This is a genomic window from Sphingosinicella ginsenosidimutans (assembly GCF_007995055.1).
Classification (GTDB): domain Bacteria; phylum Pseudomonadota; class Alphaproteobacteria; order Sphingomonadales; family Sphingomonadaceae; genus Allosphingosinicella; species Allosphingosinicella ginsenosidimutans.
On record NZ_VOQQ01000001.1, the window covers coordinates 791,164 to 816,247 of the forward strand.

The window sequence follows — 25,084 nt, forward strand, 5'->3', positions numbered from 1 at the left end:
GTTAAGGACAGCATTAAAGCCCGGTTCATCGCGCCCGGTCCTTCTGGCGCGGCAAGGCCGCTTGGCCTTGTCCGAACCCTTCGCTAAGAAGTCCTCCATGCATCGTCTTTCCCGCCCGCTTGCCCTGGCCGCAATCGCCCTCGCACTGCTGCCGCTGGGCGCGTGCAACACGCTCGGCCGCAACCGCAACAGCCTGCGCGCTGACACGCGTTACGTCGCACGCGATGTCAACTCGCTCTACAATGCGGGCCTCGCCCGGCTGCAGCAGCGCAATTACGCGCTCGCCGGCGCGCTGTTCGACGAGACCGAGCGGCAGCATCCCTATTCGGTGTGGGCGCGCCGGGCGCAGCTGATGAGCGCCTTTTCCTATTATGCGGCGGGCGATCACCAGAAATCGATCGATGCGGCGCGTCGCTTCCTGTCGATCCATCCGGGCAATCGCGACGCGCCCTATGCGCTCTACCTGATCGGCATCAACTATTACGAGCAGATCACCGACATCACCCGGGATCAGGCGAGCTCGCGGCAGGCGCTGACGGCGTTCGGCGAGCTGATTCGGCGTTATCCGGGGACGCCCTATGCGGACGATGCCCAGCTCAAGATCGATCTGGTCCGCGACCATCTTGCCGGCAAGGAGATGGAGATCGGCCGCTTCTACCAGCGCCGGCACCAGTGGCTGGCCTCGGTGGTCCGTTTCCGCACCGTGATCGACCAGTATCAGACGACCGCGCACGCGCCCGAGGCGCTGATGCGGCTCACCGAATCCTATCTGGCGCTCGGCATCCCGGTCGAGGCGCGCCGCGCCGCCGCCGTGCTCGGCGCCAATTATCCCGAGACGCGCTGGTATCGCCGCGCGCACGACCTGATCGAGCGCGATGCCCCCAATGTTGAAGCCGGCACCGCCGATCCGGGCCCGCCCGAGGCGACCCCGCCCGAGCATATCCATGTGCCGCAACCGCAGCAGCCGCAGCAGCAACCCGACGACGACGGCGGCAACTGATATTGATCCTCCGCCCCCCGGGGTGGCAGACAGGGCCATGCTAACCCGCCTCTCGATCCGCGATGTCGTCCTGATCGAGACGCTCGACCTCGATTTCGCGCCCGGGCTTGGCGTGCTCACCGGCGAGACCGGGGCGGGCAAATCGATCCTGCTGGACGCGCTGGGCCTCGCGCTGGGGGCGCGGGCCGATTCGGGGCTGGTGCGCGCCGGCCAGGCGCAGGCCGCGGTCTCGACCAGCTTCGATCTTGCGGGCGGCCACCCCGCCTTCGCCTTGCTCGAGGAGAACGGCCTGGCGAGCGAACCGGGCGAGCCGCTCGTGATCCGCCGCGTCGTCCGCGCCGACGGGGGCAGCCGCGCCTTCGTCAACGATCAGTCCGTTTCCGCCGGCCTGCTGCGCGAGCTTGGCGGCCTGCTCGTGGAAATCCACGGCCAGCATGACGATCGCGGCCTCCTCAATCCGCGCGGCCACCGCGCGCTGCTCGACGCCTATGGCCGGATCGACACCGCGGGCATCGCAGCCGCCTGGCTGCGACTCGGCGCGGCGCGCGAGGCGCTCGACGAGGCGCGGCGGACCTTCGAGGAGGCGCAGCGCGACCGCGACTGGCTTGCCCATTCCGTGGCCGAGCTCGACGCGCTCGATCCCCAGCCGGGCGAGGAGGAGAGCCTCGCCAACCTGCGCGCGACGATGCAGGCCGGAGCGCGGCTCGGCGAGGAACTGGCGGGCGTTTCCGCGTTGCTCGGCGGCTCGGAGGGCGGCCTCGCGGCGCTGCGCCAGGCGGCGCGGCGGCTCGACAGGATCGCCGCCGAGCATCCGCTGCTCACCGATGCCCTCGCCGCGCTCGACCGGGCCGTGATCGAGGCGTCGGAGGGCGAGGACGCGCTGGAGCGGGCGAGCGCGGCGCTTGCTTTCGATCCGGCGCGGCTGGAGGCGGCCGAGGCGCGGCTCTTCGATATCCGCGCGCTCGCCCGCAAGCACCGGATCGAGCCCGAAGGCCTGCCCGGGCTGCGCGAGGAGCTGGCGGCGAAGCTCGGCGCGATCGAGGCGGGCGGCGAGCGGCTTGCCGAACTGAAGGCACAGGTGGAAGCGGCCCAGGCCGATTATGACGCGGCCGCGAGCCGGCTCAGCGACGCGCGGCGCGAAGCGGCGGCCCGGCTCGACGCGGCGGTCGCCGCCGAGCTCGCGCCGCTGAAGCTCGACGCCGCCCGCCTGCGAACCGCGATCGGCGAGGCCGAACCATCTGCCTCGGGCCGCGATCGCGTCGAGTTCGAAGTCTCGACCAATCCCGGCGCGCCGTTCGGGTCGCTGACGAAGATCGCGTCGGGCGGCGAGCTGTCGCGCTTCATCCTGGCGCTCAAGGTCGCGCTCGCACAGGAAAGCGGGGCGACGACGATGATCTTTGACGAGATCGACCGCGGCGTCGGCGGCGCGGTGGCAAGCGCGATCGGCGATCGTCTGCACCGGCTGGCGGCGGGCGGCCAGGTGCTCGTCGTCACCCACAGCCCCCAGGTCGCCGCGCGCGGCGCGCGCCATTTGCTCATCGAAAAGAGCCATGACGGCCTCGTCACCCGCACCAGCGTCCACGCGCTGGATGCCGCGAAGCGGCGCGAGGAGATCGCGCGGATGCTCTCCGGCGCCGAAGTCACCGACGAGGCGCGCGCGCAGGCGGCAAGGCTGCTGGAGGCGGCATGATGTCGATTGTCTCCCGGACCACGACGATGGCAATTGGCCCGCGATGACCGAAGCCGAAGCCGCCGCCGCGCTGGAGCGCCTCGCCCGCGAGATCGCCCACCATTCGCGCCTCTACCATACCGACGACGCGCCGGAGATTTCGGACGCCGCCTATGACGCGCTGGTGCGCGAAAATGCGGCGATCGAGGCGGAATTCCCGCACCTGATCCGCGCCGACAGCCCCTCGCGCCAGGTCGGCGCGGCGCCGGCGGCCTATCTTGCCAAGGTCCGCCATGCGGTGCCGATGCTCAGCCTCGACAACGCCTTTTCGGATGAGGAGGTGGCGGAGTTCCTCGGCCGGGTGCGGCGCTATCTGGCGCTCGGCGAGGAGGCCGAGCTTGCGATCGTCGCCGAGCCGAAGATCGACGGCCTGTCCTGCTCGCTGCGGTACGAGAAAGGGGCGCTGGTCCTCGCGGCGACGCGCGGCGACGGGACGACCGGCGAGGATGTGACGCCCAATGCGCGCACAATCGCCGACATCCCGCGTCAGCTTCCGAAGGGCGTGCCCGACATCTTCGAGGTGCGGGGCGAAGTCTATATGTCGAAGGCGGACTTCGCGGCCCTGAACGCGCGGCTGCTCGCCGACGCGGAGGATCCCGAAAAGGCCCGCCAGTTCGCCAATCCGCGCAACGCCGCCGCGGGCTCGCTGCGCCAGAAGGATGCGGCGGTCACCGCGGCGCGCCCGCTTCGCTTCTACGCCCATGGCTGGGGCGAGGCCTCGTCGGTGCCGGCCGAAACGCAGCTCGAGATGATGCGGATCATCGAGAGCTGGGGAATCCCGATCGCGCGCGACATCGCCTTGTGCGCGAGCCTTGAGGACATGCTCGCCCATTATCGCAGGATCGGCGCCGAGCGGGCGGACCTGCCGTTCGACATCGACGGCGTCGTCTACAAGGTGAACCGGCTCGACTGGCAGGCGCGGCTCGGCCAGGTCGCGCGCGCGCCGCGCTGGGCGCTGGCGCACAAATTCCCGGCGGAGAAGGCCGAGACGGAGCTGCTGGCGATCGACATTCAGGTCGGCCGCACCGGCAAGCTCACGCCGGTCGCGCGGCTGAAGCCGGTCGGCGTCGGCGGCGTCACCGTCACCAATGCGACGCTCCACAATGCGGACGAGATCGCGCGATTGGGCGTGCGCGTCGGCGATCGCGTGCTGATCCAGCGCGCCGGCGACGTCATCCCGCAGGTGCTGGAGAATCTGACGCCGGATCGCGCGGCGCCGCCCTATGTCTTCCCGGACAAATGCCCGATCTGCAATTCCGATGCGGTGCGCGAGGAGGGCGAGGTCGACGTGCGCTGCACGGGCGGCCTCATCTGCCCGGCGCAGCGCGTCGAGCGGCTCAGGCATTTCGTCAGCCGCCATGCGCTCGATATCGAGGGGCTGGGCATCACCCATATCGATAATTTCTTCGCCGACGGCCTGATCCGCTCGCCGGCCGACATCTTCACGCTGAAGAAGGAGGATCTGCTCGCCCGCGAGCGCTGGGCGGAGCTTTCGGCGCGGAACCTGATCGACGCGATCGACGCGAAGCGCAATCCGCCGCTCGATCGCTTCCTCTTCGCGCTCGGCATCCGCCATGTCGGTGAGGTGACGGCGCGCGATCTCGCCCGGCGCTACCGGAGCTGGGCGGCCTTCGAGGCGATGATCGACGCCACGCTGGCGCTCCGGCGCGGGATGGCGCCGGTGATCGGCGAGGAGGAGCGAAAGTTCCTTGCCCGGCGCGACAAGGCGGTGGTCGAGGCGGTGGCGACGCCCAATATCGGCCCCGAGGTCGCCAACGCGCTGCTCGATTTCTTCGAGGAGCCCCATAATCGCGAGGTGCTCGCCGCGATCTTCGCAGCCGGCGTCACCATCGCCGACGTGATCCACGAGGTCAGGCAATCTCCGGTGACCGGCAAGACCGTGGTGTTCACCGGGAGCCTTGAAAGCCTGTCGCGCGACGAGGCGAAGGCGCAGGCCGAGGCGCTGGGCGCGAAGGCGGCGGGCGACGTTTCGAAGAAGACCGACCTGGTCGTCGCCGGCCCGGGCGCCGGATCGAAGCTCAAGAAAGCCGCCGATCTCGGCATCGAGGTGATCAACGAGGCCGCCTGGCTCGCCATCGTCGCAGCGGCAAGGGGCTGATTTTTCACGGCAAAGATGGTACAAGGCGGGGCGGAGGGCCGCGTCCCTAGGGCGGCCAATTCGGCTGGCACTTTTTGCTGTCCTACAATGTGCCAGATCGGTTAGTCCGCGCGGATGACGGATTCGCCCCCTCCCCTCCCGCCGGACCGGCGCGACGGCGGCCCCTATCGCGTCGCGCTCGGCCTCGTTGCCCTGATCGGCGGCCTCGCCGGGCTTGCCGGCCTCTATTTCATCCCGATCCCCGAAGGAAATCGCGAGCCGCTGCTGCTTGCGCTGGGCCTCGTGCTCGGCTGGGGATCGACGGTGATCGGCTTCGAATTCGGCTCCTCGCCGGCCGGACGCAAGGCCGCCGCCGCGGGCGTTCGCAACGAAGGTTCGCCGCAGCCCTGAATCGTTGCGCCGGCGACGCGCGCTCCCCACATTCGCGGCCAAGCGAATGCAAGCGGGAGTTTCTCACCAATGGAAGTCTGGCACGGCACGACGATCATCGGCGTGCGCAAGAACGGCAAGGTCGTGGTCGCCGGAGACGGGCAGGTCTCGCTCCAGTCCACCGTCATCAAGCCCAATGCGAAGAAGGTGCGGCGGCTAGGCGGCGGCACCGGGTCCGGACAGTCCGGCGTGATCGGCGGCTTCGCCGGCGCGACCGCCGACGCCTTCACCCTCTTCGAACGGCTGGAGCGCAAGCTGGAGCAGCATAACGGCCAGTTGCTGCGCGCCGCGGTCGAGCTCGCCAAGGATTGGCGCACCGACAAATATCTTCGCAACCTCGAGGCGATGATGATCGTCGCCGACAGGGACGTGACGTTGATCCTCACCGGCAATGGCGATGTGCTGGAGCCGGCGAACGGCGTCGCGGCGATCGGGTCCGGCGGCAATTTCGCCCTCGCCGCCGCCAATGCGCTCTACGATTATGAGGAGGATGCGGAGGTCATCGCGCGCAAGGCGATGAAGATCGCCGCCGACATCTGCGTCTACACCAACGAAAATCTCACCGTGGAGACGATCGAAGCGAAGTGAGGGCGGATCGCGCGGCGGCGCGGACGAAAACGGCCTTTCGCCCGCGCGACGAAGGCGGTTACGGTGTCCCCATGCACCGCCGCGCCTTTCTCGGGTCCGCCGCCGCCACGCTTGCGCTTCCCGCCTGCGCGACCGTGCAGCCACGGATGGCGGCGCGCGGCTGCCTGCCGGCGGTGGACGTCTCGCCCGATCGCGTGATCCGAACGCTCGCCGGGCTGCGTCCCTTCCGGCCGGCTGGCTTCCGGGTCGAGGCGGCGACGCTCGGCGACAAGCGCATCGTCCACAATTACGGCCATGGCGGCGCTGGGATCACGCTGTCCTGGGGCACGTCGAAGCTCGCCTGCGACATCGGCCTGCAGGGGCATGAGGGCCCCGTCGCGGTGATCGGCGCCGGCGTGATGGGCCTCTCGACCGCGCGGCTCGCGCAGGAAGCGGGTTTCGACGTCACGATCTACACGAAGGCGCTGCCGCCCGAGACGACCTCGAACATCGCTGGCGGCCAGTGGCATCCCTTCGGCCATTTCGACCGCAGCGCCGTGACGGACGAGTGGCGCGCCCGCTACCTCGCGGCGGCCGCCTATAGCTGGCGGCGGTTCCAGATCATGGTCGGCGACGATTATGGCGTCCGCTGGCTGCCGACCTACAGCCAGGGCGGCGCCGAGGAGCAGCTCTTCCCCTCTTTCCCGCCGAACAGCCGCGCGCTCCGCCCGGAGGAGCACCCCTTCCCGCTCGATCGCGTCTCGCGCTTCGACACCATCTATGTCGAGGTCGGCCGCTATCTCCGCCAGATGATCCGCGACGTGCAGGTTGCCGGCGGCGCGGTCCATGTCCGCGATTTCGCGTCCCCGGCCGATGTCGCGGCGCTCCCTGAGCGGCTGATCTTCAATTGCACCGGGCTCGGCGCGCGGGCGCTCTTCGGCGACGAGACCCTGATCCCGATCCGGGGCCAGCTCGCCATCCTGGAGCCGCAGCCGGAGATCGCCTACGCCTTCACCGGCGATGCGGGCTATATGTTCCCCCGGCCCGACGGCATCCTGCTTGGCGGCACGTTCGAGCGGAATGTCTGGGACGCGACGCCGCAGCCCGACGCCATCGCCCGTATCGTCGCCTCGCATCAACGCCTGTTCGCCGGCTTCCGCTGCACCGCTTGAACTCGATTGCCGCGCGCCCAATCTTGTCGCCCAAGATGGATTACGAACCCCGCGTGCCGGACGCGTCCGGCGTCACCGAACCCCAGAGCGACACCCCAACCCCGAGGAAAGCCGGCCGGATGAACGACGCCCTCACCCCCAAGGCCGTGGTCGCCGCGCTGGATCAGCACATCATCGGTCAGGACGAGGCCAAGCGCGCCGTCGCGGTGGCGCTTCGCAACCGCTGGCGCCGCCAGCAGCTCCCCGACGGGCTGCGCGACGAGGTGACGCCCAAGAACATCCTGATGATCGGCCCCACCGGCTGCGGCAAGACCGAGATCAGCCGGCGGCTGGCCAAGCTCGCCGATGCGCCGTTCGTGAAGGTCGAGGCGACCAAGTTCACCGAAGTCGGCTATGTCGGCCGCGACGTCGAGCAGATCGCCCGCGATCTCGTCGAGGAAGCGGTGCGGCTCGAGCGCGAGCGCCGGCGCGAGGCGGTGAAGGGCGCGGCCGAGGCGGCGGCGATCGAGCGGCTGCTCGACGCGCTGACGGGCAAGGACGCGTCGGCCGCCACCCGCGAGAGCTTCCGCCGGATGCTCGGCGAAGGCCACCTCAACGATCGCGAGGTCGAGATCGACGTCTCCGATCAGCCGCAGACGCCGTTCGAGATCCCGGGCCTCGGCGGCCAGGTCGGCATGATCAACCTGAGCGACATGATGAGCAAGGCGATGGGCCAGCAGCCCAGGAAGAAGCGCAAGATGCCGGTGCGCGAGGCGCTCGCCAAGCTGGTCGAGGAGGAACAGGACAAGAGGCTCGATCCCGATGACCTCAACCGCACCGCGCTTCGCGATGCCGAGGCGAACGGGATCGTCTTCATCGACGAGATCGACAAGATCGCCGTCTCCGACGTGCGCGGCGGATCGGTGAGCCGCGAAGGCGTGCAGCGCGACCTGCTGCCGCTGATCGAGGGCACCACGGTCGCCACCAAATACGGGCCGATGAAGACCGATCACATCCTCTTCATCGCCTCGGGCGCGTTCCACGTCGCCAAGCCGAGCGACCTGCTTCCCGAGCTCCAGGGCCGCCTGCCGATCCGGGTGGAGCTCAAGGCGCTGACCGAGGCCGATTTCATCCGCATCCTCTCCGACACGCGCGCGAGCCTGACCGAGCAATATCGCGCCCTGCTCGGGACCGAGGGGGTCAGCGTCGAATTCGCCGAAGACGGGATCGCCGCGCTCGCCCGCATCGCCGCCGAGGTCAATGAGAGCCTGGAGAATATCGGCGCGCGCCGGCTCCAGACGGTCATGGAAAAGCTGCTCGATGGCGTGAGCTTCGAGGCCGAGGATCGGCGCGGCGAGACGATTACCGTCGATGCCGCCTATGTCGAGGCGCAGCTCCAGAGCATCGCCCGCAACGCCGATCTCAGCAAATACGTGCTCTGACGAACCGGCGGAAAACCTGCGGTTTTCCGTTGGTTCGCGCAGATCGTTACGCCTCCCGTCGTCAACGGCGAACGATTCATCGCGCGGGATGCACCCCGAAGGGGTGGCGCCGCATTGGTCCTTCAAACCCCCCTGTCCATTTATCGGAGGACCAGATGAAGACCCTCAAGATCGCACTTGTCGCCGGCGCCGCGCTGCTCCCGGCCTCGCTCGCCGCCCAGGCCACGGGGACGCCCGGAAGCGAGATGCAGCCGCCCACCGGAACGCTGACGCCGCCGCCGACCCAGACGCCGGATACCCCGCCGACCCAGACGCCCGATACCTCGCTGCCGACGCCGACGCCGACGCCGGACACCGGCCAGGCCGCCGACCAGATGACGCCGGGCACCCAGGCGACCACGCCGGGGGCACAGGCCAATGCCCAGGCGGGCGCGACGACCCCGGCCACGGCGGCCGATCTCCAGACCGGCGCGACCGTCCATGACACCCAGGGCGGCACGGTCGGGACGATCGAATCGGCCGACGCCAGCGGCGCGGTGGTGAACACCGGGACGGCGCGCGCGCGCCTTCCCCTGACGAGCTTCGCACGCAACGATTCGGGCCTCGTCATCTCGTTGACCAAGGCGCAGCTCGAAGCCGCGGCGAGCCCGCAGGCGAATCCGTCCAATCCGTCCTGATCCGGATCGCCGGACCTTGAAGAGACCGCGCCGGACCCCGTGTCCGGCGCGGTCTTTTGTGTTTGATCACAATAGATTGTGAGCCGGGATAGTCGAACGTCCCGGAAAGGGACGGAATACAGTAAAAACCCTTTGTTCTTGGTTAATCTTGGCTTAGCCTTGCGGTAGGAGTTGGGGGGCGACTCGATTTGGCGCGGGATCATCCCCCTTCTTCAAGCTCAGCTTTGAGGGGGTGTAGCCATGAATCATAAGTCGTTATTTATGTCGGCCGCGGCAGTCATTGCCCTGGCGGCGCCGTCGGTGGCGGCGGCGGAATCACTCGACGATTTCAGCATCTCGCCCAACACGTCCAGCCAGGCGCTTGCGACCCGCAGCCTGGTGAGCGCCCAATCGGCGGTCATTTCGACGCCGAACGGCCCCGAGCAGATGGTGAACGATCCGCAGATCGTCGTCCGCAGCGATCATAATGCCAACCAGCCGCCCCCCACTGGCCCGCTCAGCACGGGCATCAACGGAATCGGCCAGATCGTCACCGACCAGGGCGGCGGCTTCGTCGGCCTGTGCACCGGCACCCTCATCAACCCGCGCACCGTGATCTTCGCGGCGCACTGCGTGAACGAGGAAGCGGCCTCGGCCTATGGCGCCGCCAGCGGCGGCACCGCGATCATGGTCGATTTCAACGACAACACGCTGGCGACGCTTCGCCAGTGGCTCGGCCTGGATGGCGGAACGCTCTATGCGAGCAATCCGAACGCCCATTACTTCAACATCAACCAGGTCTGGTACGATCCGCGCTCGCTGGCGGATAATTCGTGCACCGCGCCCGGTTCCTGCTTCCTGCAGGCCGACGTTGCGCTCGGCACGCTCGACACGCCGGCCACCGGCATCCCGACCTGGGCGCTGCTCTTCTCGCCGCTCAGCGGGCCGACCCACGGGGTCATCACCGGCTACGGCAACAGCGGAACCTCCGCGTCGCGCTCGCTCGCCAACGACTGGCGCCGCCGCGCGGCCGAGAACATCATTTCGCTGCTCGGCTCGCTCGATGATGTCGACAACTGGCTGTTCTCGGGCGGCCCGTTCACCGACAATCCGCAAAACCTGTACCAGCTGGACTTCAACGATCCGGCCGGCACCGGCGGTTTCAACGGCACCCGGAACTTCGATTTCGGCATCTTCAACGATTCGGCGCTGCCGAACGAGGGGATCACCGCGCCGGGCGATTCGGGCGGCCCGCTGATCGCCGACCAGGCCTATAACCGCAGCGTCGTCGTCGGCGTCCTGTCGGGCGGCTCGCGCTATTTCTCGGCGCAGCTGAACAACAATTACGGGGCGACCAGCTTCTATCAGCCGCTCTATCTGTTCTGGGACGTCATCGTCGCCAACAATCCCTACGCCTACACCGCCGCGAAGGCCGGCGACGGCGCCTGGGAGGATCCCAATCACTGGGTCCAGCTGATGGATCCGAACTATTTCGTCGATATCGGCGGCAGCCTGGTCAACGCGCTGCCGACGACGCCGGCGAACGGAACCGCCGGCGGCGGCCCGAAGTTCGGTTCGGTCTGCTTCCTCGGCGACTGCATCGATCTCACCCAGTTCGGCACCTCGCTCGGTGCGAACCAGACGATCGTCATTCCCGGCGGCCCCGGCTCGACCAACTTCGTGCCGAACAATGTCGATCCGGATCCGGCCCACGGGGTTCGCGCGCATTATTATGACGTGACCCTGTCGAAGGTCGGCACGACGACGCTGAGCTCGGCCGTGACGGTCGACCGCTTCTCGATCCAGGGAACGGTGCTGACGCTGCTCAACGTCCGTCCGAACGGCACACTGACGTCGCTGGTCGATTACACGCAGCTCGGCGGCCAGACCAATGTCGACGGTCGGATCAACGTCGGCGGCGATTATCTGCTTGCCGCCGGCCTGCTCACCGGCCTCGGCACGATCCGCACGCCGTTCCTGACCTCGGCCGCGGGCCGGATCGCGCCGGCGCAGGTCGGCCCGATCGGCACGCTGACCGTCGAAGGCAATGTCATCCTGGCCTCCGGATCCCGGCTCCAGATCGACCTGACCCGCACGGGTTCGGACGTCCTGCGCGTCGTCGCCGGCGCCGGCAGCCCCGGCCAGGCCTCGCTCGGGGGCATCGTGCAGTTCCAGACCGGCCTCGGCACCGCGCCGCGCGCCGGCCAGAGCTACACGTTCCTGACCGCGGCCGGCGGCGTCGACCTCACCTTCGATTCGGTGCAGTCGAACCTCGGCACGCTCCAGCCCACCGTCACCTACGGTCCGAACAGCGTCACCGTGTCGCTCGCGGCCGGCAGCCTCGCTGCGACGGCGGCGGCCGGTGGCGGCGGCGGCGGGATCGCCGACACGATCGCCAACCTGCTCGACCAGATCCGCAACGGATCCTATGACGCCCTGTACGGCCTCTACGGCGCGATCGACGTCATGAATCCGCAGATGCTGGCGGCGACGCTGCGCGGGCTCGCGCCCGATCTCGCGGCGGACGGGGTCGTGATGCAGGATCGCCAGAGCCGGATGATGATGAACAACATCACCGACCGTCTCGGCATGCTCGGCACGATCGCTGACGGCACGATGAGCTTCAGCGCCGACAGCGGCCTGTTCTCGGTGATGGCGGGCAACAGCGCGCCGTCGACGCTCGGCGTCGCAAGCGTCGTCCCCGCAAGCACGGCGATGCACGCCCTTCCGCGCGGCGTCACCGGCTTCGCGGCGAGCGGCTTCACCAACTCGGCGTCGACGATCGGCAGCAGCCAGGCCGGCGTCTATGGCGGCCAGCGCAACTGGTATGCGAGCATGGGCCTTGAAACCCAGGTCGCGGATCACGTCACCTTCGGTACCGCGTTCGGCTACTCGCACGGCATTACCCAGCCGGGCGCGGCGCTGTCGCAGAACCAGTCGACGATCAGCCAGGTCGCGGCCTATGGCAGCTATCGCCTCGGCCACGGCGCCTATGTGGCCGGCGTCGCCTCGGCGGAAATCAGCCGGTTCGACGTCAACCGCGCGTTCAGCGCCGGCAACTTCGCCCAGTATTTCGGCGGGGCGACCTCGGCCAGCCGCTATACCGCGATGGCCGAGACCGGCATGAACCTGCCGTTCCACGGCCTGACCGTCACGCCGCGGGCCTCGCTCACTTATTCGAACTACCATCTGAGCGGGTTCCAGGAGCAGGGCGGCGAAGACGCGCTGAAGTTCGACAGCCTGAACATCCAGCGTCTCGAAAGCCGGATCGGCGCGAGCGTCGGTGGCGAAATGCGGATCGGCCGCAGCGGCTGGCGGTTCCAGCCGCAGCTGCGGGCCGATTTCGTCAGTGCGCTGTCGGGCGCCAATAACGGCCTCAGCGTCCGCTTCGCGGCGGCGCCGGATGCGGCCTTCATGCTCCCGATCGCCGGCGGCGACCGGGCGTGGGGCGAAGTCCGCGGTGGCCTGCATATCGGCAACGGCCGGATGAACTTCGGCGCCGGTGTCGAAAGCAGCCTCGGCCGGTCCGATTATCGGGACGACCGTGCGGTGGCCGACTTCACCGTCAACTTCTAACCCACGGGGGGGAAGGGACCCGCGGGCGGCGATGTCGCCCGCGGGTTTTTTCTTGCCCGCCGCCCGCCGCGATCAGCGCAGGCAGCGCTCCATCCACTTGGTGCCGAACGCGACCAGGTCGGCCGCATCGATCAGTTCGGCCCGCGCCGCGCCAACCGGGCCCTCGCGATGCCGTCCGAGCGCGAGATAGGCCTTCAGGATTCGCGCGAAATAATCCTCGCCCGGCAGCCGCACGATCCCCTCGGCATCGTCGAGGCATTCGATCCAGACATGTTCCGGCCCCTCCGGCCCGGCGATGAGATAATCCCACCGCGTCCGCCGCTTGGCCGGAATCTCGGCCAGATATTCGGCATAATGGAGGGCCGTCGCGGTATCGGGCGACGCGCCGAGCCGAAGCAGCCGGCCGCCGGATTCGCACAGCTTCTGAAGCGGCGATCCCGGCCCGTAATAATCGTGCCAGGGCTGGTCGGCCATGAGCCACCGGGCTCGCGCGCCGCGGGCCCCGAACCGGCCGCTCGGATTATCGCTTTCGACCGTGCCCGCGCGCCGCCGGAACGCTTCGCCAAGCCAGCCGACATCGGGCTGCGCCGGCGCCTTGCGCCAGTCGAAGGCCGCGCTGCCGGCAAGCAGCGCCCCGCGCTCCGCCTCCGGGCGAAGGTTCACCCAGTCCATCGGATAGAAGGCGCCGAGCGTCGCCATCAGCGTGCCGCCCGGCCCGACCGCGGCGTCGAGCACGTCCAGAAGCAGTTCGGCCCCGCCCGCCCCATGACAGGAGCGGGCGAGGCCGAGCCGACGCAGCGACGCATGGATCATCAGCATGTCGCCGGAGCAGACCCCCAGCGCGCCAAGCTGCTCCAGCAGCGTCCCGCGGGTGAGGCCGGAGGTCGCCTCCGGCCGGATGGGTCTAGCTGAGATGCTTCGACAGATGCTTGTTCATCTCGAACATGGTGACGCGATCCTTGCCGAAGATCTTCTTCAGCTTGTCGTCGGCGACGATCTCGCGCTTGTTCTGCGGATTTTGCAGATTGTTCTTCTTGATATGGTCCCAGACCTTGCTGACCACCTGGCTGCGCGGCAGCGCCGCCGAACCGGTGATCTCGGCGAGTTCTTTCGAGGGCGTGACCGGCCGCTGCAATCCGCTCTGCCTGCCTTGTGCCATACTTTCCTCCCTTTGAAGCACTGCCGAGTGGATAGAGCGCAATTCCCCCGCCTTGGCAATGGCCGAGCCCGGCAAATCCGGTTTCCCAAAGCCGATCCAGGCGCTTTTCTGTGGATAGAGCGCTCTTAGAGCGAGCCGAACGGCACCACCTTGTTCGCCGCATCGTGGCCGATGTCGGCGCGGCCGAGCCATTCGATGCCGGCCCGGGCGCACCAGAAGCGCGCGATCTCCTCCTCGCTCTCACCGAAGTCCGGATCGTTCGGCGGCACGTCGCTGACCCGGCCGAGGCGCAGGCCGGCAACGGCGCGGATGCCTCGCTGCGCGGTCAGGTGGCCAAGCGCGCGATCGGTGCGATAGGCATATTCGGAGACGTCCTCGAGCAAGAGGACATGGCCGGCGAGGTCGGGCTCGAGCGGGGTTCCGACGATCGCGCCAAGAACGGCGATATTGAAGGCCGCGTGACGCTCGCCCGGCTCAAGCCCGCCTTCGAGGGAGGCGGGATCGCGCCGCGTCAGCCAGGCAAGGGCGCGCTCCACCGCCGCCTCGCCGCCGTCGCGAAGCGCATCCTGCGGCATTGGCCCGTGGGCGACATCGGGAAAGCCGGCGCGATAAAGGCCGGCGAGCAGGAAGCCGGCGTCGCTATAGCCGAGATAGGCCTTGTCCCGCGCCGCCGGGCCGAGCGCGGCGATCGCCGCCTCGGCGATCCGCCCCGCGCCATAGCCGCCCCGCGCGAACCAGACCGCGTCGAAGCCCGGATCGTTCGCGACCGTGACCAGCGCGTGGGCGCGCGCCTCGTCGGTCCCCGCGAAATGATTGTGGCGGAAGAAGCATTGCGGATGGAAGACGATCTCAACGCCCGCAAAGCGCTCGGCCGCGATCGCCTCGACGCGTGCGGCGGCCTCCTCGCTGAAGCGGGAGCTCGGCGCGACCACCGCGATCTTCATAGGCTTCACCTCGCCGGCGTTGAAATGCCCCGCGCTTCCAATAAAGCGGCGCGATGGACGCAGCCAAATCCTATTTCTTCGTCGGCATCGGCGGCAGCGGGATGCTGCCGCTCGCGCTGATCGTGCAGGGGCGCGGCGCTGCCGTCGCCGGATCGGACCGGACGCTCGACCAGGGCCGGCTCGCGCCGAAGTTCGAGTTCCTGCGACAACGCGGAATCGATCTCTTCCCCCAAGACGGCAGCGGCCTCACCGGCGCCGACCAGATCGTCGTCGCCTCCGCCGCGGTCGAGGAGACCGTGCCCGACATCGTCCGGGCGAAGGCGATCGGCGCGCAGCGCCTGTCGCGTCCCCAATTGCTCGCGGACCTGTTCAACGGCGCGGCGCTTCCAATCGCGGTCGGCGGCACCAGCGGCAAATCGACCGTCACCGGGATGATCGGCTGGATCCTCCACAGCTGTGGGCGCGATCCCACCGTGATGAACGGCGCGGTGATGAAGAATTTCGTTTCCGCGCAGGCTCCGTTCGCAAGCGCGCTGGTCGGCAACGGCGATGCCTTCGTCAGCGAAGTGGACGAAAGCGACGGATCGATCGCGCTCTATCGCCCGAAGATCGCGGTCCTCAACAACATCACGCTCGATCACAAGAGCCTGGACGAGCTTCGCCGCCTGTTCGGCGACTTCGCGATGAAGGCGGAAACGGTCGTGCTCAATCTCGACGATGACGAGACCCGGCTGCTCGCGGCGGCGTTGCCGGCGCAGAAGCTCGCCACCTATTCGTTCGAGGACGAGAGCGCGGGCCTGGTCGGATCGGACGTCGCCGAGGAGCCCTGGGCCATTTCGTTCAAGGCCAATGGAGTCCCCGTCCGCCTTCGGATACCCGGCCGCCACAATGCCGAAAATGCGCTCGCCGCGCTCGCCGCCGCCCGCGCCGCCGGTATCACTCTGGAGGAGGCCGCGGCGGCGCTGGCCGGCTTCACCGGTCTCAGGCGCCGCTTCGAGAAGGTCGGCGAGGCGGATGGCGTCACCGTGATCGACGATTTCGGGCACAATCCAGACAAGATCGCCGCCACGTTGCGGACGCTCCACGCCTTTCCCGGGCGGCTGCTCGTCCTCTTCCAGCCGCACGGCTACGGGCCGCTGAAGACGATGAAGGACGAGCTGATCGCGACCTTCGCGGCCGGACTCGCGCCGGGCGACCTGCTCGTCCTCACCGCTCCGGTCTATTATGGGGGCACGACCGATCGAAGCGTGGGGAGCGCCGACATCGTCGCCGGCGTCAGCGAACGCGGCCGCGATGCCGAGCATATTCCCGATCGCGCTGAGGCCGCACGCCGCCTGACCGCCCTCGCCCGCCCCGGCGACCGCATCGTCGTCATGGGCGCGCGCGACGATACGCTGACCCAGCTCGCGGAGGAGATGGTGGCCGCGCTCGGCTAGAGCGCGGCGCCACCTGGCCTGGCGGCCAGATCAGCCGGCGACCGTCATATCCACCTTCTCCACCCATTCGGGGAAGAAGGCCGGCTCGCGGTTCGACCAGCCGGGGGCGGTCGCCGCGGCCTCGCTGATCGATTGCAGCAGGATGCGGCGGCGATCGGGATGGAGGTGCGGAAGCGCCGCCGCGGCGCAGAAGGCGCCCGGAAGCCACGGGCGCACGCTGGCGCCGATCAGCCGTTCATAGAGGAACCGATAGGAGGCGAAGCAGGGAAGCCGATCCTGGCCCAGATCGAACGCCGTCATCGTGATGAGCGGCGTCATCAGCGGCTCCATCGCGTCGAGACCGCTGTCGTCGGGGATGAAGGCGCGGATCTGGTCGAGCCGGCCATAGACGCGCTGCTGGGCACGGATCCCCGCCGCCTCGCCCGGATCGCGCGACCAGCGCTTCACCGGATCGCGCCGGCCGAGCCCGATATCGAGCGCCCGACGGATGTAGCGCTGCGTGCCTTTGGAAAAGCCCGCAAATTCCTTCATCTCGGCCAGAGCCGCCGCTCCGCTGGCGGGCCGAGTCCTCGTACTCATGGTCCCACACTCCTTTTGCCCAAGCGTGGGATTACGCCCCAACGGCTGAAAAAGCCGTTAACCAAATCCCCGCCTCCCGTTCAGAAATGAATCACGGTTCGAATCCGCCTGCAACGGCAAAACCGGGTCGTTCGTCGCAGCAAGGCGGGGGTGTCGCCGCGCGGCCACAGCGCGCCGCGCCGCTTTCGGCGGAAAAGGCCGGCGCTTGCGGCCGCGAAACGAGCCGGCGCCTTCCAAAAGAGTTGTGGAAAAAGCGCTGGCGGCGATGGCGCGGACCCGTGCTAGACCTGTGCGGGTGAGCGAATCCGGGGACAAGGGCCGCCACGCGGGGGGCAGGATGCCGGCACTGGGGGCCGCCGATTCGCTCGGCTATCGCCGCGCCCTGTCCGGATTTTCGACCAAGGCGGACAAGTCTTCGGCGAATGATCCGCCCGTGCGGGTTTTTTTCGAAGCGACCGGGCTAACAGGGGGCATGGACGAAAGCGCGCATCCCGGCGGCGCCGGCCGGCGGCTGCCGGATCTCGGCATCGCGATCAAATCCAGCATCGCCTTCTGGCTTGTCTACCTGGTCCTCATCACCACGCGCGCGTTCATCCTCCAATTTCCCGATTTCTGGGCCATGTTCGGGCGGCGGCTGTTCCTGATCGTCATCGGCGCCGCGATCACCCTGCTCGTCTATCTCGCGCTCGCGCCGTTCCGGAACTCCACCCTCAACGTGAAGTCGATCGCCGCGGGCCTGTTGTGCCTGCCCGCGTCGATCCTGTTCGCGGCGTGCAACTATGCCGTCTTCTATCTCTATGCGCCGCTTGGCGCCGCGCGCCACGACACGTCCATGGACGGCATGGGCTGGGGCCCGGTCGAGATGGCGGTGCGAACCATCCTCGATACGTCGCTCAGCTGGTATTTTCTCTACGCCGCCTGGGCCGCTTTCTATGTCGCCAACAGCTATGCCCGGCAGCTGCGCGAGGCCGATCGCCGGGCGGGCGCACTTGCCCGCGAGACGCAGGAGGCGCAGCTGCGGGCGCTTCGATACCAGATCAACCCGCATTTCCTCTTCAACACCCTGAACTCGCTGTCCTCGCTGATCCTCGCGCAGAAGACCGACGTCGCCGAGCGGATGCTCATGAACCTTTCCACCTTCTTCCGTGCCACCTTGTCGGCCGATCCGACCGCCGACGTGCCCCTGGAAGAGGAGATCAAGCTCCAGCGCCTCTATCTCGATATCGAGCAGATCCGCTTTCCCAAGCGGCTCCACGTCGAAGTCGACGTGCCGGAGCCGCTGATGGGCGCTCATGTTCCGATCCTGATCCTCCAGCCCGTCGTCGAGAATGCGGTCAAATATGGCGTCGCCAGGTCCCGCAAGCCGGTGACGGTTCGGATCTCGGCTTACGAAGATGCCGGCCGGCTGCACATCAAGGTCAAGGATGATGGCGAGGCTGCCCGAGCGGCCGGAGATGAGGAGGATGACGGCGAAGGAGGCGCGGAGGCAGGCGGCACCGGGGTCGGCCTGCGCAACGTGACCGAACGCCTGAAGACCCGCTTCGGGACGCGCGCCGGCGTGATGCACGGCCCCGATCCGGAAGGCGGTTATACCGTTCACCTCTCGATGCCGGCGGTGCGCGATGACTGATCCGCTCAATATCCTGATCGTCGACGACGAGCCGCTCGCGATCGATCGCCTGCGACTCCTGCTGGAGCCGATGGCGGGCGTCGCCATTTCCGGGGAGGCGGGCGACGGCGAGACCGCGCTGGATCTCGCCGGACGGCTGTCGCCCGATCTCGTCCTGCTCGATATCGCAATGCCGGGGATGGACGGGATCGACGTCGCCCGAGCGCTCGCCGAATCGGGCGCCGATACGGCGATCGTCTTCGTCACCGCGTTCGACAATTTCGCGGTGGCGGCCTTCGACGTCGCGGCGGTCGATTATCTGATGAAGCCCGTCCAGGGCGATCGGCTGGAGCGGGCGCTCGCCCGGGCGCGGCTCCACCTCGCCGGCGAGCGCCGCGCCGCCGTGCCCCGCCCGCCGAGCGCGCATGTCGAGGAATTCTGGGTGCCCGATCTCACCGGGCTGGTGCGGATCAGCGCCGCCGATATCGAACGGGTGACGGCCGAGCGGGACTATATGCGGCTCCACGTCGGGCGGCGCTCCTGGCTTATCCATCGAACCATCGCCAAGCTCGAGCAGGAGCTCGATCCGAAGCGCTTCATCCGCGTCCATCGCTCGGTGATCCTGCGTCGCGACACGATTGCCGGCCTGAGCCGCGATGAGGCAGGCCATTGGTGCGCGCGCCTCACCGACGGCGCCGAACAGCGTATCGGCCGCTCCTATGTCGAGGAGATCAAGCGCTTCGCGGGGCGCTAGGCCATCCCGCGAAATGGGAGGCGACGGCGGGGCACCATCGCCTCCCGACGGACGAGCCGGCCACGCGGTGGGCTTGTTGGCGGCCGGGCTCGAACTGCGTGAGCGAAACTGCCGCAACATTCGCCTCCATGGGTGCGCCGTTCGACGAAGCGCGGCCACGCCTCGACAAGGGACGCGCGGCGGCAAGGATCGCGGCGATGGCTGTCCCTGATCGGGACGCGCCGAAATCCGGGCGCGCACGCGCCCGCGGATCGGCCTATCGGGCGGGTTCGGAGCCTTTCGGGCGGGGACAGGACGCATGGCCAAGGGCCGCATCGGCGAGGCATTGGGAGGCAGGCTGGCGCGCCCGGGCGCGTTGCTCGCGCTCGCCCTCTCCAGCGTGTCGTGCGTGCCGATGGCGGCGCAGTCCCCTCTCTCGGTGACGGCCGCGCCGCCGGCGCCGGCCGGGTCGGCTCCACGGGCGGATCTGCCGCGGCCAGTGCCCTTCACGCCCGTCGCCGCGGCGCTGCACCCCGCCGCCGCCTACACCTTCGAGGCCGACAGCCCGATCGATGCGCTGCGCGCCCGCGACTGCCTTGCCCAGGCGGTCTATTATGAAGCGCGCTCGGAGAGCGAGGACGGGCAGCGCGCGGTCGCGCAGGTGGTGCTGAACCGCGTCCGCCATCCGGCCTTTCCGAACAGCGTCTGCGGCGTCGTCTATCAGGGGCCGATGCGCGTCGGGGGCGGCTGCCAGTTCACCTTCACCTGCGACGGATCGCTGGCGACGGCGCCGGCGGGAGAGGCGTGGATCCGGGCGCGCCGCATCGCCGACGAGGCGCTCGCCGGCCGCGTCTTCGCTCCGGTCGGCCTCGCCACCCATTATCACGCCAATTACGTCTATCCCGCCTGGGCGCCGCGCATGATCCCGCTCGCCGCGATCGGCTTGCACGATTTCTATCGGCTGCCCGGCCCGACGGGGGACGCGCGCGCCTTCACCGTCGCCTATGTCGGCCACGAGCCGATGCCGCGCCCCGCCGCCTTCACGCCGAGGCAGAGCGCCGCCTCGGACGGACTGGCGCCGCTCTTCGCGCCCGCCGCCGCGCCCGCCCCCGTCCGATCGATCCCTGCCGCGGTCGCCGACGCCGCGCCGGCGCCGGTCTCCACGATCCGGCCCGAATATCAGAACAGCGGCCAGTGGCGCGCCGACGCGCCGCCCGCGATCACCGGGGCGCGCTAGCCGATCCGGGTCAACCGCGCGGCTGTCGCGGCAACCCCCGGCACCGCCGCAAGCGTCATCATCGGCCCTCGCCCGAACCTGTGCTCGGCCAGGTGCCGAAGCAGCTCGGCAACGCGAACCGGCCGTGCGGCACGGCGTGCGAAGCCGGCCTGAAAATCGGCCTCGCCCCGAAGGAACGAGTCGGCGGCGGCCATCCCGCTGGTCAGCGCGATCGCGATCCCGTCGCCGGCAAGGCTGGCGATCACGGCGGCCTGGTCGCCGACGCGATAACGGTCCGCTTCGCCGGTCTTCGCGCGCCAGCCATAGGGCACGCCGGCGATCGCGTCCCATCTCCCGGGAAGCGTATCGCCGATGCGGTCGATCAGCAGCGGCGCTTCGCGCGCCAGCGAGCGGACCAGCGCCGCCGGGCCGCCGGACGCGCTCATCCGCCCGCGCGCGACGCTGAGGCAGAGATTCGCCGTCCCGTCCTCCTGCAGCAGCAGCCCGCAATAGCCACCATCGAACAAATGCAGCTCGATCGTGCCATCGAGCGCCATCGCCAGCCCGGCGCGGCCCGGAAGGGCGGCGCGCAGGCCGACCGAGACGGGCCGATCGCCGATATCGCGTTCGGCGCCGCGCAACTCGTGCTTTCCGGTCGCGAGGAACAGGGCATCGCCGGCCAGCTCCTCGTTGCCGTCGAGCCGGACCCGATTGCCGGAGACCGCCCGCGCGGTGCGCCCGCGCAGCACCGATGCGCCGGCGGCCTCGGCGAGGCCGAGCAAGGCGGCATCGAGCGTGCGGCGCGACAGGCCGGCCGCTTCATGGGGCAGCCGCGCCTCGACGATCCGCCTGCCCGCCACCAGCCGCAGCCGGTGGATCGGCCGGGCGCCGAGGCTGTGCGGATCGAGGCCCAGCTTGCCGAGCGCCGCGATCGCGTCCCAGCCGAGGAAGCCGCCGCAGACCGGATCGTGCGGGCCGCGGCTGCGTTCGATCACCACCGGCATGGCGCCGGCGCGGGCGAGCACGGTCGCGGTGGCCGCGCCCGCCGGCCCGCCGCCGACGATCAGCGCCGACGTTCGATGCACAGTCGAAAGGGGAATCGGCGCACGATTTTCGCCGTGCCCTCGGAAAGCCCCGCGGCGTCCAGGATCGCGCGCCAGTCGTCCGGGCGGAAGGAGCGTGCGATCGACGTCTGCCCGTCTTCGCGGACGATCCGATGCGCGCCGATCACCCGCGCGAGCAGGCCGAAGCCGTAATAGGAAAAGCGCAGCCGGTGCAGGTCGTTGACCTGCCACCCCTGTTCCGCCTCCGCCTCCATGAAGCGAAGGAAGGCGTCGAGCTCGCCGTCGCTCATATGATGGGCGACGAGGCTGGAAATGACGAAATCGAACGGCCCCGGCACGTCGCGATAGTCGCCGGTGCGATAGTCGATCGGCATTCCCGGAGGCGTCGCCGATCGCGCCACCGCCGCGCTGTTGGGATTGAGATCGACGCCGACGAGATCGACCGCGATATTGCGACGCCGCGCCCATTTCGCGATCGCGCGCAGCATGTCGCCCTGGCCGAAGCCGACATCCAGCAAGCGCAAGGCCGGCAGCGTCCCGGCGACCTCGTCGAGCCAGGCGATCGTCGCATGATGGGTGAAGGTCCAGGCGTTGACCCGGGCGAGGTCGCTGAGCACCGCCGCGTAGATCGCCGGATCGAGGTCCGGATCGTCCATCTGCTCGTCCCGGCGGATTCGCCGGGAAAGGTCGATCATTGCGCCCTCTGGAAGTGGAAGCCCTCCGCGGCCAGGCCCGGTCCGAAGGCGATGGCGACGCCCTTGTCGACGCCGGGCCGCGCCATCAGCTCGTCGAGCACGAACATCAGCGTCGCCGACGACATGTTGCCGCAGCGCGCCAGGATATCGCGCGATGCGGACAGCGCGCCCTGCGGCAGCTCCAGCCCCTTCTCGACTGCATCGAGGATCGAGCGGCCGCCGGCATGGACGGCCCAGCTGTCGATCTCCTCGGGCGCCCAGCCATTGTGGAGCAAAGCGCGCACTTCGGGCCGCTCGAGCGCGTGCTGGATTCGGTGCGGCACCTCGCCCGACAATGTCATCTCGAACCCGGTGTCGCCGATCTTCCACTGGATGAGCTCGGCCGATTCCTCCAGGGCGCGCGAGAAGAGGTGGCTCATCTCGAACCCGCGCGGCTCGGCGGTGACGAGTGCCGCGGCCGCGCCATCGCTGAACTGGAGCATGGCAAGGAGCTGTTCGAGCGCCTGCGTCTTCTGGAGATGAAGCGTGCACAATTCGATCGCGACGGTCAGCACCCGCGCGTCCGGATCGGATCGGACGATGTGGAAGGCGGTCCTCAGCGCGCAGACGGCGGCGTAGCACCCCATGAAGCCGACCGCCGTCCGCTCGACATTGTCGAGCCCGAGCGCGCGGGCGATGATCTGGTCGATTCCCGGGGCGACGAAGCCGGTGCAGCTCGCCACCACAAGATGGGTCACCCCGTCGAGCGCGATCTTCTCGCGGAGCCCCTCGATCGCCCCGAGCGCGAGCTTCGGCGCTTCCTCGGCATAGCAGCGCATCCGCGTCGCAGTGCTTGGCCACGCGTGATAGAAGCCGCCCGGCCGATCATGTGGCTGTCCCTCCGGAGGCGCCAGCACCGACCAGCGATGATCGATCCCCGAGCGGTCCGCCATGCGAATGAAGAGCTTTCGCATCCGCGGGTCCTCGACCTGGCTCTCGGCCCAGTCGATGAAGAGGCGATGGACGTCATGCCCCGGGGTCCTGCCGGCGAGGGCATTGATGTAGGCGCGCCGCTCGACCACTTGGGTCTCCTTCCCGGTTCCGTTGGAAACGGCCTCGGCCGCGCAACGCCCTTGTTGAACACGCCCAGCTTTACCGGAGCTGACCGGGCGGCACCAGCGGCGTCAGGCGGCCACGGCTTCGTGAGGCTGCAAACGCGCGGACCGGGCGGCGGGTGCCGGGCAGCGATTCCAGCCGGGCCCATGAACGAACCGCCCCGGCGTCGCGCCGGTATGCGCGCCGTCGCGAAGCACCTGGACCCCGTTGATGAAGACGTTTCGCATCCCCACGGCATATTGGTGCGGGCTCGCATAGGTCGCCGGCGCATCGATCCGCGCGGGATCGAACATCACCACGTCGGCGAACCAGCCCGGCCGCAAGGCCCCGCGTTCGGAAATGCCGAGATTGGTCGCCGGGAACAGCGTCAGCCGGCGGATCGCCTCGCGCAGCGGGATCACATGCTCGTCGCGCACATAATGGCCGAGCAGCCGCGCGAAATTGCCGTAGGTGCGCGGATGCGGATGGCTGTTCAGGAACAGGCCCTCATTGGCGATGCTCGCCGCATCCGATCCGAAGCTCATCCATGGCAGCGCCACTTCCCGCCGGACATTGTCCTCGCTCATCAGGAAATAGGTCGCGCCGACCCGGCTCTCGTCCTCGACCACGAGGTCCATCGCGGTTTCCTCCGGACTCTTGCCACGCTCCCGCGCCACCTCCGCCAGCGTCTTGCCGGCATAGCGGCGGAGCGCGGGATTGCGGAAGTCGCTGAGGATGATCCCGTCGGCCCCTGCACCATGATAGAGGTTTTCCCAGCCCTGGCCCGGCGCCAGCATCTCCCGCGCGACGCGGGCGCGGATCGCGGGATCGCGCAGACGCGCGACCCATTGCTCCAGCCCGCCGTCCTGCACCCAGAGCGGCATCGCGGCATCAAGCCCGGTCGCCCCGGCGGTATAGGTGTACATGTCGGCGGTGATGCGAAGGCCCTGCGCCCGCGCGCGTTCGACCCGGGCGATCACGTCGCCGAGCTTGCCCCAATTGTCGCGGCCGGACGCCTTGAGGTGATAGATTTCCGCCGGCGCGCCGGATCGGCGGGAAATGTCGATCAGCTCGTCGACCGCCTCGATCAGGCGGTCGCCCTCGGACCGCATATGGCTGATATACATGCCGCCGCACCGCGCCGCCTCGCTCGCCAGCGCGACCAGCTCGTCGGTGCCGGCGAAATTGTCCGGCGCGTAGATGAGCGAGCTGCCGACGCCGAGCGCGCCCTCGTTCATCGCCTGGCGCACCAGCGCGCGCATCCGATCGAGCTGCTCGGGCGTCGGATCGACGTCCCGCTCGCCAAGCTCGTGCACCCGCACGGTGCCCGCGCCGACGAAGCTCGCGAGGTTGGGCGTGACGCCGCGCCGCTGCATGAATTCCAGATAGTCGCCGAGGCTCGTCCAGCTCACCGGATAATGGATGTCCCCCTGCCGCTGGACCATCAGCCGCTTCATCTCGGGGTTGAGCGGGCCCATGGAGCTGCCCTCGCCCATCACCTCCAGCGTGATTCCCTGGCGCGTCTCGCTCTGGCCGTGCGGGTCGTGGATCAGCGATTCGTTCGACCAGCTCAGCATGTTGATGAAGCCGGGCGCGACCGCGAGACCGCGGGCGTCGATCTCGCGGCGGGCGCGGCCGGGCGCGTGCGGGCCGACATAGGCGATGCGATCGCCGCTGATCGCGACATCGCCCGCGAAGGGCGCGCCGCCGCTGCCGTCGTAGATCGTGCCGCCGCGGATGAGGACGTCGTAATCGGCGGCTTCGGGCGCCGGCGCCGCCGCGCCGATGGACAACGCCGCAAATACGATCGTCAGCGCCCGGAACGCCATGTCTTCCTCCCTGCCGCTATTCTGGCAGGATGGAACCCCAGAACCGATGGCTCAACCCCCTTGTTGTCATTCCGCGC

At 69.0% G+C, this 25,084-nt stretch carries 21 protein-coding genes; 13 read left to right on the forward strand and 8 right to left on the reverse strand.

Features of this window, described 5'->3' with window-relative positions:
- Positions 1–97: 97 nt before the first annotated feature.
- From FRZ32_RS03920 to FRZ32_RS03960, 9 genes are all read left to right on the forward strand, one after another.
- A complete protein-coding gene (locus tag FRZ32_RS03920; protein WP_147042273.1) occupies positions 98–1,000 on the forward strand; it encodes an outer membrane protein assembly factor BamD in 903 nt (300 codons plus the stop codon).
- Between the two features lie 37 nt (positions 1,001–1,037).
- Positions 1,038–2,690: a DNA repair protein RecN gene (gene recN, locus FRZ32_RS03925; RefSeq protein ID WP_147042274.1), complete on the forward strand. Its 1,653-nt coding sequence runs from the start codon at positions 1,038–1,040 to the stop codon at positions 2,688–2,690.
- A 43-nt stretch (positions 2,691–2,733) separates the two neighbouring features.
- Entirely contained in the window at positions 2,734–4,848 is a 2,115-nt protein-coding gene (gene ligA / locus FRZ32_RS03930) for an NAD-dependent DNA ligase LigA (RefSeq protein WP_147042275.1), read from the forward strand.
- A gap of 114 nt (positions 4,849–4,962) precedes the next feature.
- Positions 4,963–5,238, forward strand: coding sequence for a hypothetical protein (locus FRZ32_RS03935; protein WP_147042276.1), 276 nt, complete (start codon positions 4,963–4,965; stop codon positions 5,236–5,238).
- A 69-nt stretch (positions 5,239–5,307) separates the two neighbouring features.
- Positions 5,308–5,865 (forward strand): ATP-dependent protease subunit HslV, encoded by a 558-nt coding sequence (gene hslV / locus FRZ32_RS03940; RefSeq protein WP_147042277.1) that lies wholly within the window; start codon positions 5,308–5,310, stop codon positions 5,863–5,865.
- Complete coding sequence (locus FRZ32_RS03945; RefSeq protein ID WP_279379213.1) at positions 5,862–7,016, forward strand: FAD-dependent oxidoreductase; 1,155 nt, start codon at positions 5,862–5,864, stop codon at positions 7,014–7,016. Before hslV ends, FRZ32_RS03945 begins: the two co-directional genes overlap by 4 nt.
- Positions 7,017–7,135: 119 nt before the next feature.
- A complete protein-coding gene (gene hslU / locus FRZ32_RS03950; RefSeq protein ID WP_147042279.1) occupies positions 7,136–8,437 on the forward strand; it encodes an ATP-dependent protease ATPase subunit HslU in 1,302 nt (433 codons plus the stop codon).
- Positions 8,438–8,592: 155 nt separating this feature from the next.
- Complete coding sequence (locus FRZ32_RS03955) at positions 8,593–9,114, forward strand: hypothetical protein (protein ID WP_147042280.1); 522 nt, start codon at positions 8,593–8,595, stop codon at positions 9,112–9,114.
- A gap of 261 nt (positions 9,115–9,375) precedes the next feature.
- Positions 9,376–12,669, forward strand: a complete 3,294-nt coding sequence (locus FRZ32_RS03960; protein WP_158635821.1) for an autotransporter family protein — start codon at positions 9,376–9,378, stop codon at positions 12,667–12,669.
- 72 nt (positions 12,670–12,741) lie between these two features.
- Here the strand turns inward: FRZ32_RS03960 and FRZ32_RS03965 are convergent, their stop codons facing one another.
- The 3 genes from FRZ32_RS03965 to FRZ32_RS03975 form a co-directional block, all read right to left on the reverse strand.
- Positions 12,742–13,488: an AAC(3) family N-acetyltransferase gene (locus FRZ32_RS03965; protein WP_147042282.1), complete on the reverse strand. Its 747-nt coding sequence runs from the start codon at positions 13,486–13,488 to the stop codon at positions 12,742–12,744.
- A gap of 85 nt (positions 13,489–13,573) precedes the next feature.
- Positions 13,574–13,828 (reverse strand): SWIB/MDM2 domain-containing protein, encoded by a 255-nt coding sequence (locus FRZ32_RS03970; protein WP_147042283.1) that lies wholly within the window; start codon positions 13,826–13,828, stop codon positions 13,574–13,576.
- A gap of 125 nt (positions 13,829–13,953) precedes the next feature.
- Entirely contained in the window at positions 13,954–14,772 is an 819-nt protein-coding gene (locus FRZ32_RS03975; protein ID WP_147042284.1) for an LD-carboxypeptidase, read from the reverse strand.
- Between the two features lie 53 nt (positions 14,773–14,825).
- Here FRZ32_RS03975 and FRZ32_RS03980 point away from each other — a divergent pair, with 53 nt between their 5' ends.
- Positions 14,826–16,208: a glutamate ligase domain-containing protein gene (locus tag FRZ32_RS03980; protein WP_147042285.1), complete on the forward strand. Its 1,383-nt coding sequence runs from the start codon at positions 14,826–14,828 to the stop codon at positions 16,206–16,208.
- 30 nt (positions 16,209–16,238) lie between these two features.
- Here FRZ32_RS03980 and FRZ32_RS03985 read toward each other — a convergent pair whose 3' ends face one another.
- Complete coding sequence (locus FRZ32_RS03985) at positions 16,239–16,787, reverse strand: hypothetical protein (protein WP_147042286.1); 549 nt, start codon at positions 16,785–16,787, stop codon at positions 16,239–16,241.
- A gap of 295 nt (positions 16,788–17,082) precedes the next feature.
- Here FRZ32_RS03985 and FRZ32_RS03990 point away from each other — a divergent pair, with 295 nt between their 5' ends.
- The 3 genes from FRZ32_RS03990 to FRZ32_RS04000 all read left to right on the forward strand — a co-directional run bounded on the left by FRZ32_RS03990 (position 17,083) and on the right by FRZ32_RS04000 (position 20,366).
- Complete coding sequence (locus FRZ32_RS03990) at positions 17,083–18,417, forward strand: sensor histidine kinase (RefSeq protein WP_158635822.1); 1,335 nt, start codon at positions 17,083–17,085, stop codon at positions 18,415–18,417.
- Positions 18,410–19,150, forward strand: coding sequence for a LytR/AlgR family response regulator transcription factor (locus FRZ32_RS03995; RefSeq protein ID WP_147042288.1), 741 nt, complete (start codon positions 18,410–18,412; stop codon positions 19,148–19,150). The genes FRZ32_RS03990 and FRZ32_RS03995 overlap by 8 nt, the downstream gene beginning before the upstream one ends.
- Before the next feature lie 298 nt (positions 19,151–19,448).
- Positions 19,449–20,366 carry a cell wall hydrolase gene (locus FRZ32_RS04000; protein ID WP_147042289.1) on the forward strand — a complete coding sequence of 306 codons (918 nt, stop codon included), beginning with the start codon at positions 19,449–19,451 and terminating at the stop codon, positions 20,364–20,366.
- Here the strand turns inward: FRZ32_RS04000 and FRZ32_RS04005 are convergent.
- The 4 genes from FRZ32_RS04005 to FRZ32_RS04020 form a co-directional block, all read right to left on the reverse strand.
- The gene (locus FRZ32_RS04005) at positions 20,363–21,430 is read right to left on the reverse strand and encodes an NAD(P)/FAD-dependent oxidoreductase (protein WP_147042290.1); all 1,068 of its coding nucleotides are present in this window, start codon (positions 21,428–21,430) and stop codon (positions 20,363–20,365) included. The genes FRZ32_RS04000 and FRZ32_RS04005 overlap by 4 nt on opposite strands.
- Positions 21,409–22,104 carry a methyltransferase domain-containing protein gene (locus FRZ32_RS04010; protein ID WP_147042291.1) on the reverse strand — a complete coding sequence of 232 codons (696 nt, stop codon included), beginning with the start codon at positions 22,102–22,104 and terminating at the stop codon, positions 21,409–21,411. The genes FRZ32_RS04005 and FRZ32_RS04010 overlap by 22 nt, the downstream gene beginning before the upstream one ends.
- Positions 22,101–23,165 carry a type III polyketide synthase gene (locus tag FRZ32_RS04015; protein ID WP_147042292.1) on the reverse strand — a complete coding sequence of 355 codons (1,065 nt, stop codon included), beginning with the start codon at positions 23,163–23,165 and terminating at the stop codon, positions 22,101–22,103. Before FRZ32_RS04015 ends, FRZ32_RS04010 begins: the two co-directional genes overlap by 4 nt.
- 102 nt (positions 23,166–23,267) lie before the next feature.
- Positions 23,268–25,007 (reverse strand): N-acyl-D-amino-acid deacylase family protein, encoded by a 1,740-nt coding sequence (locus FRZ32_RS04020; RefSeq protein ID WP_147042293.1) that lies wholly within the window; start codon positions 25,005–25,007, stop codon positions 23,268–23,270.
- Positions 25,008–25,084 lie beyond the last annotated feature (77 nt).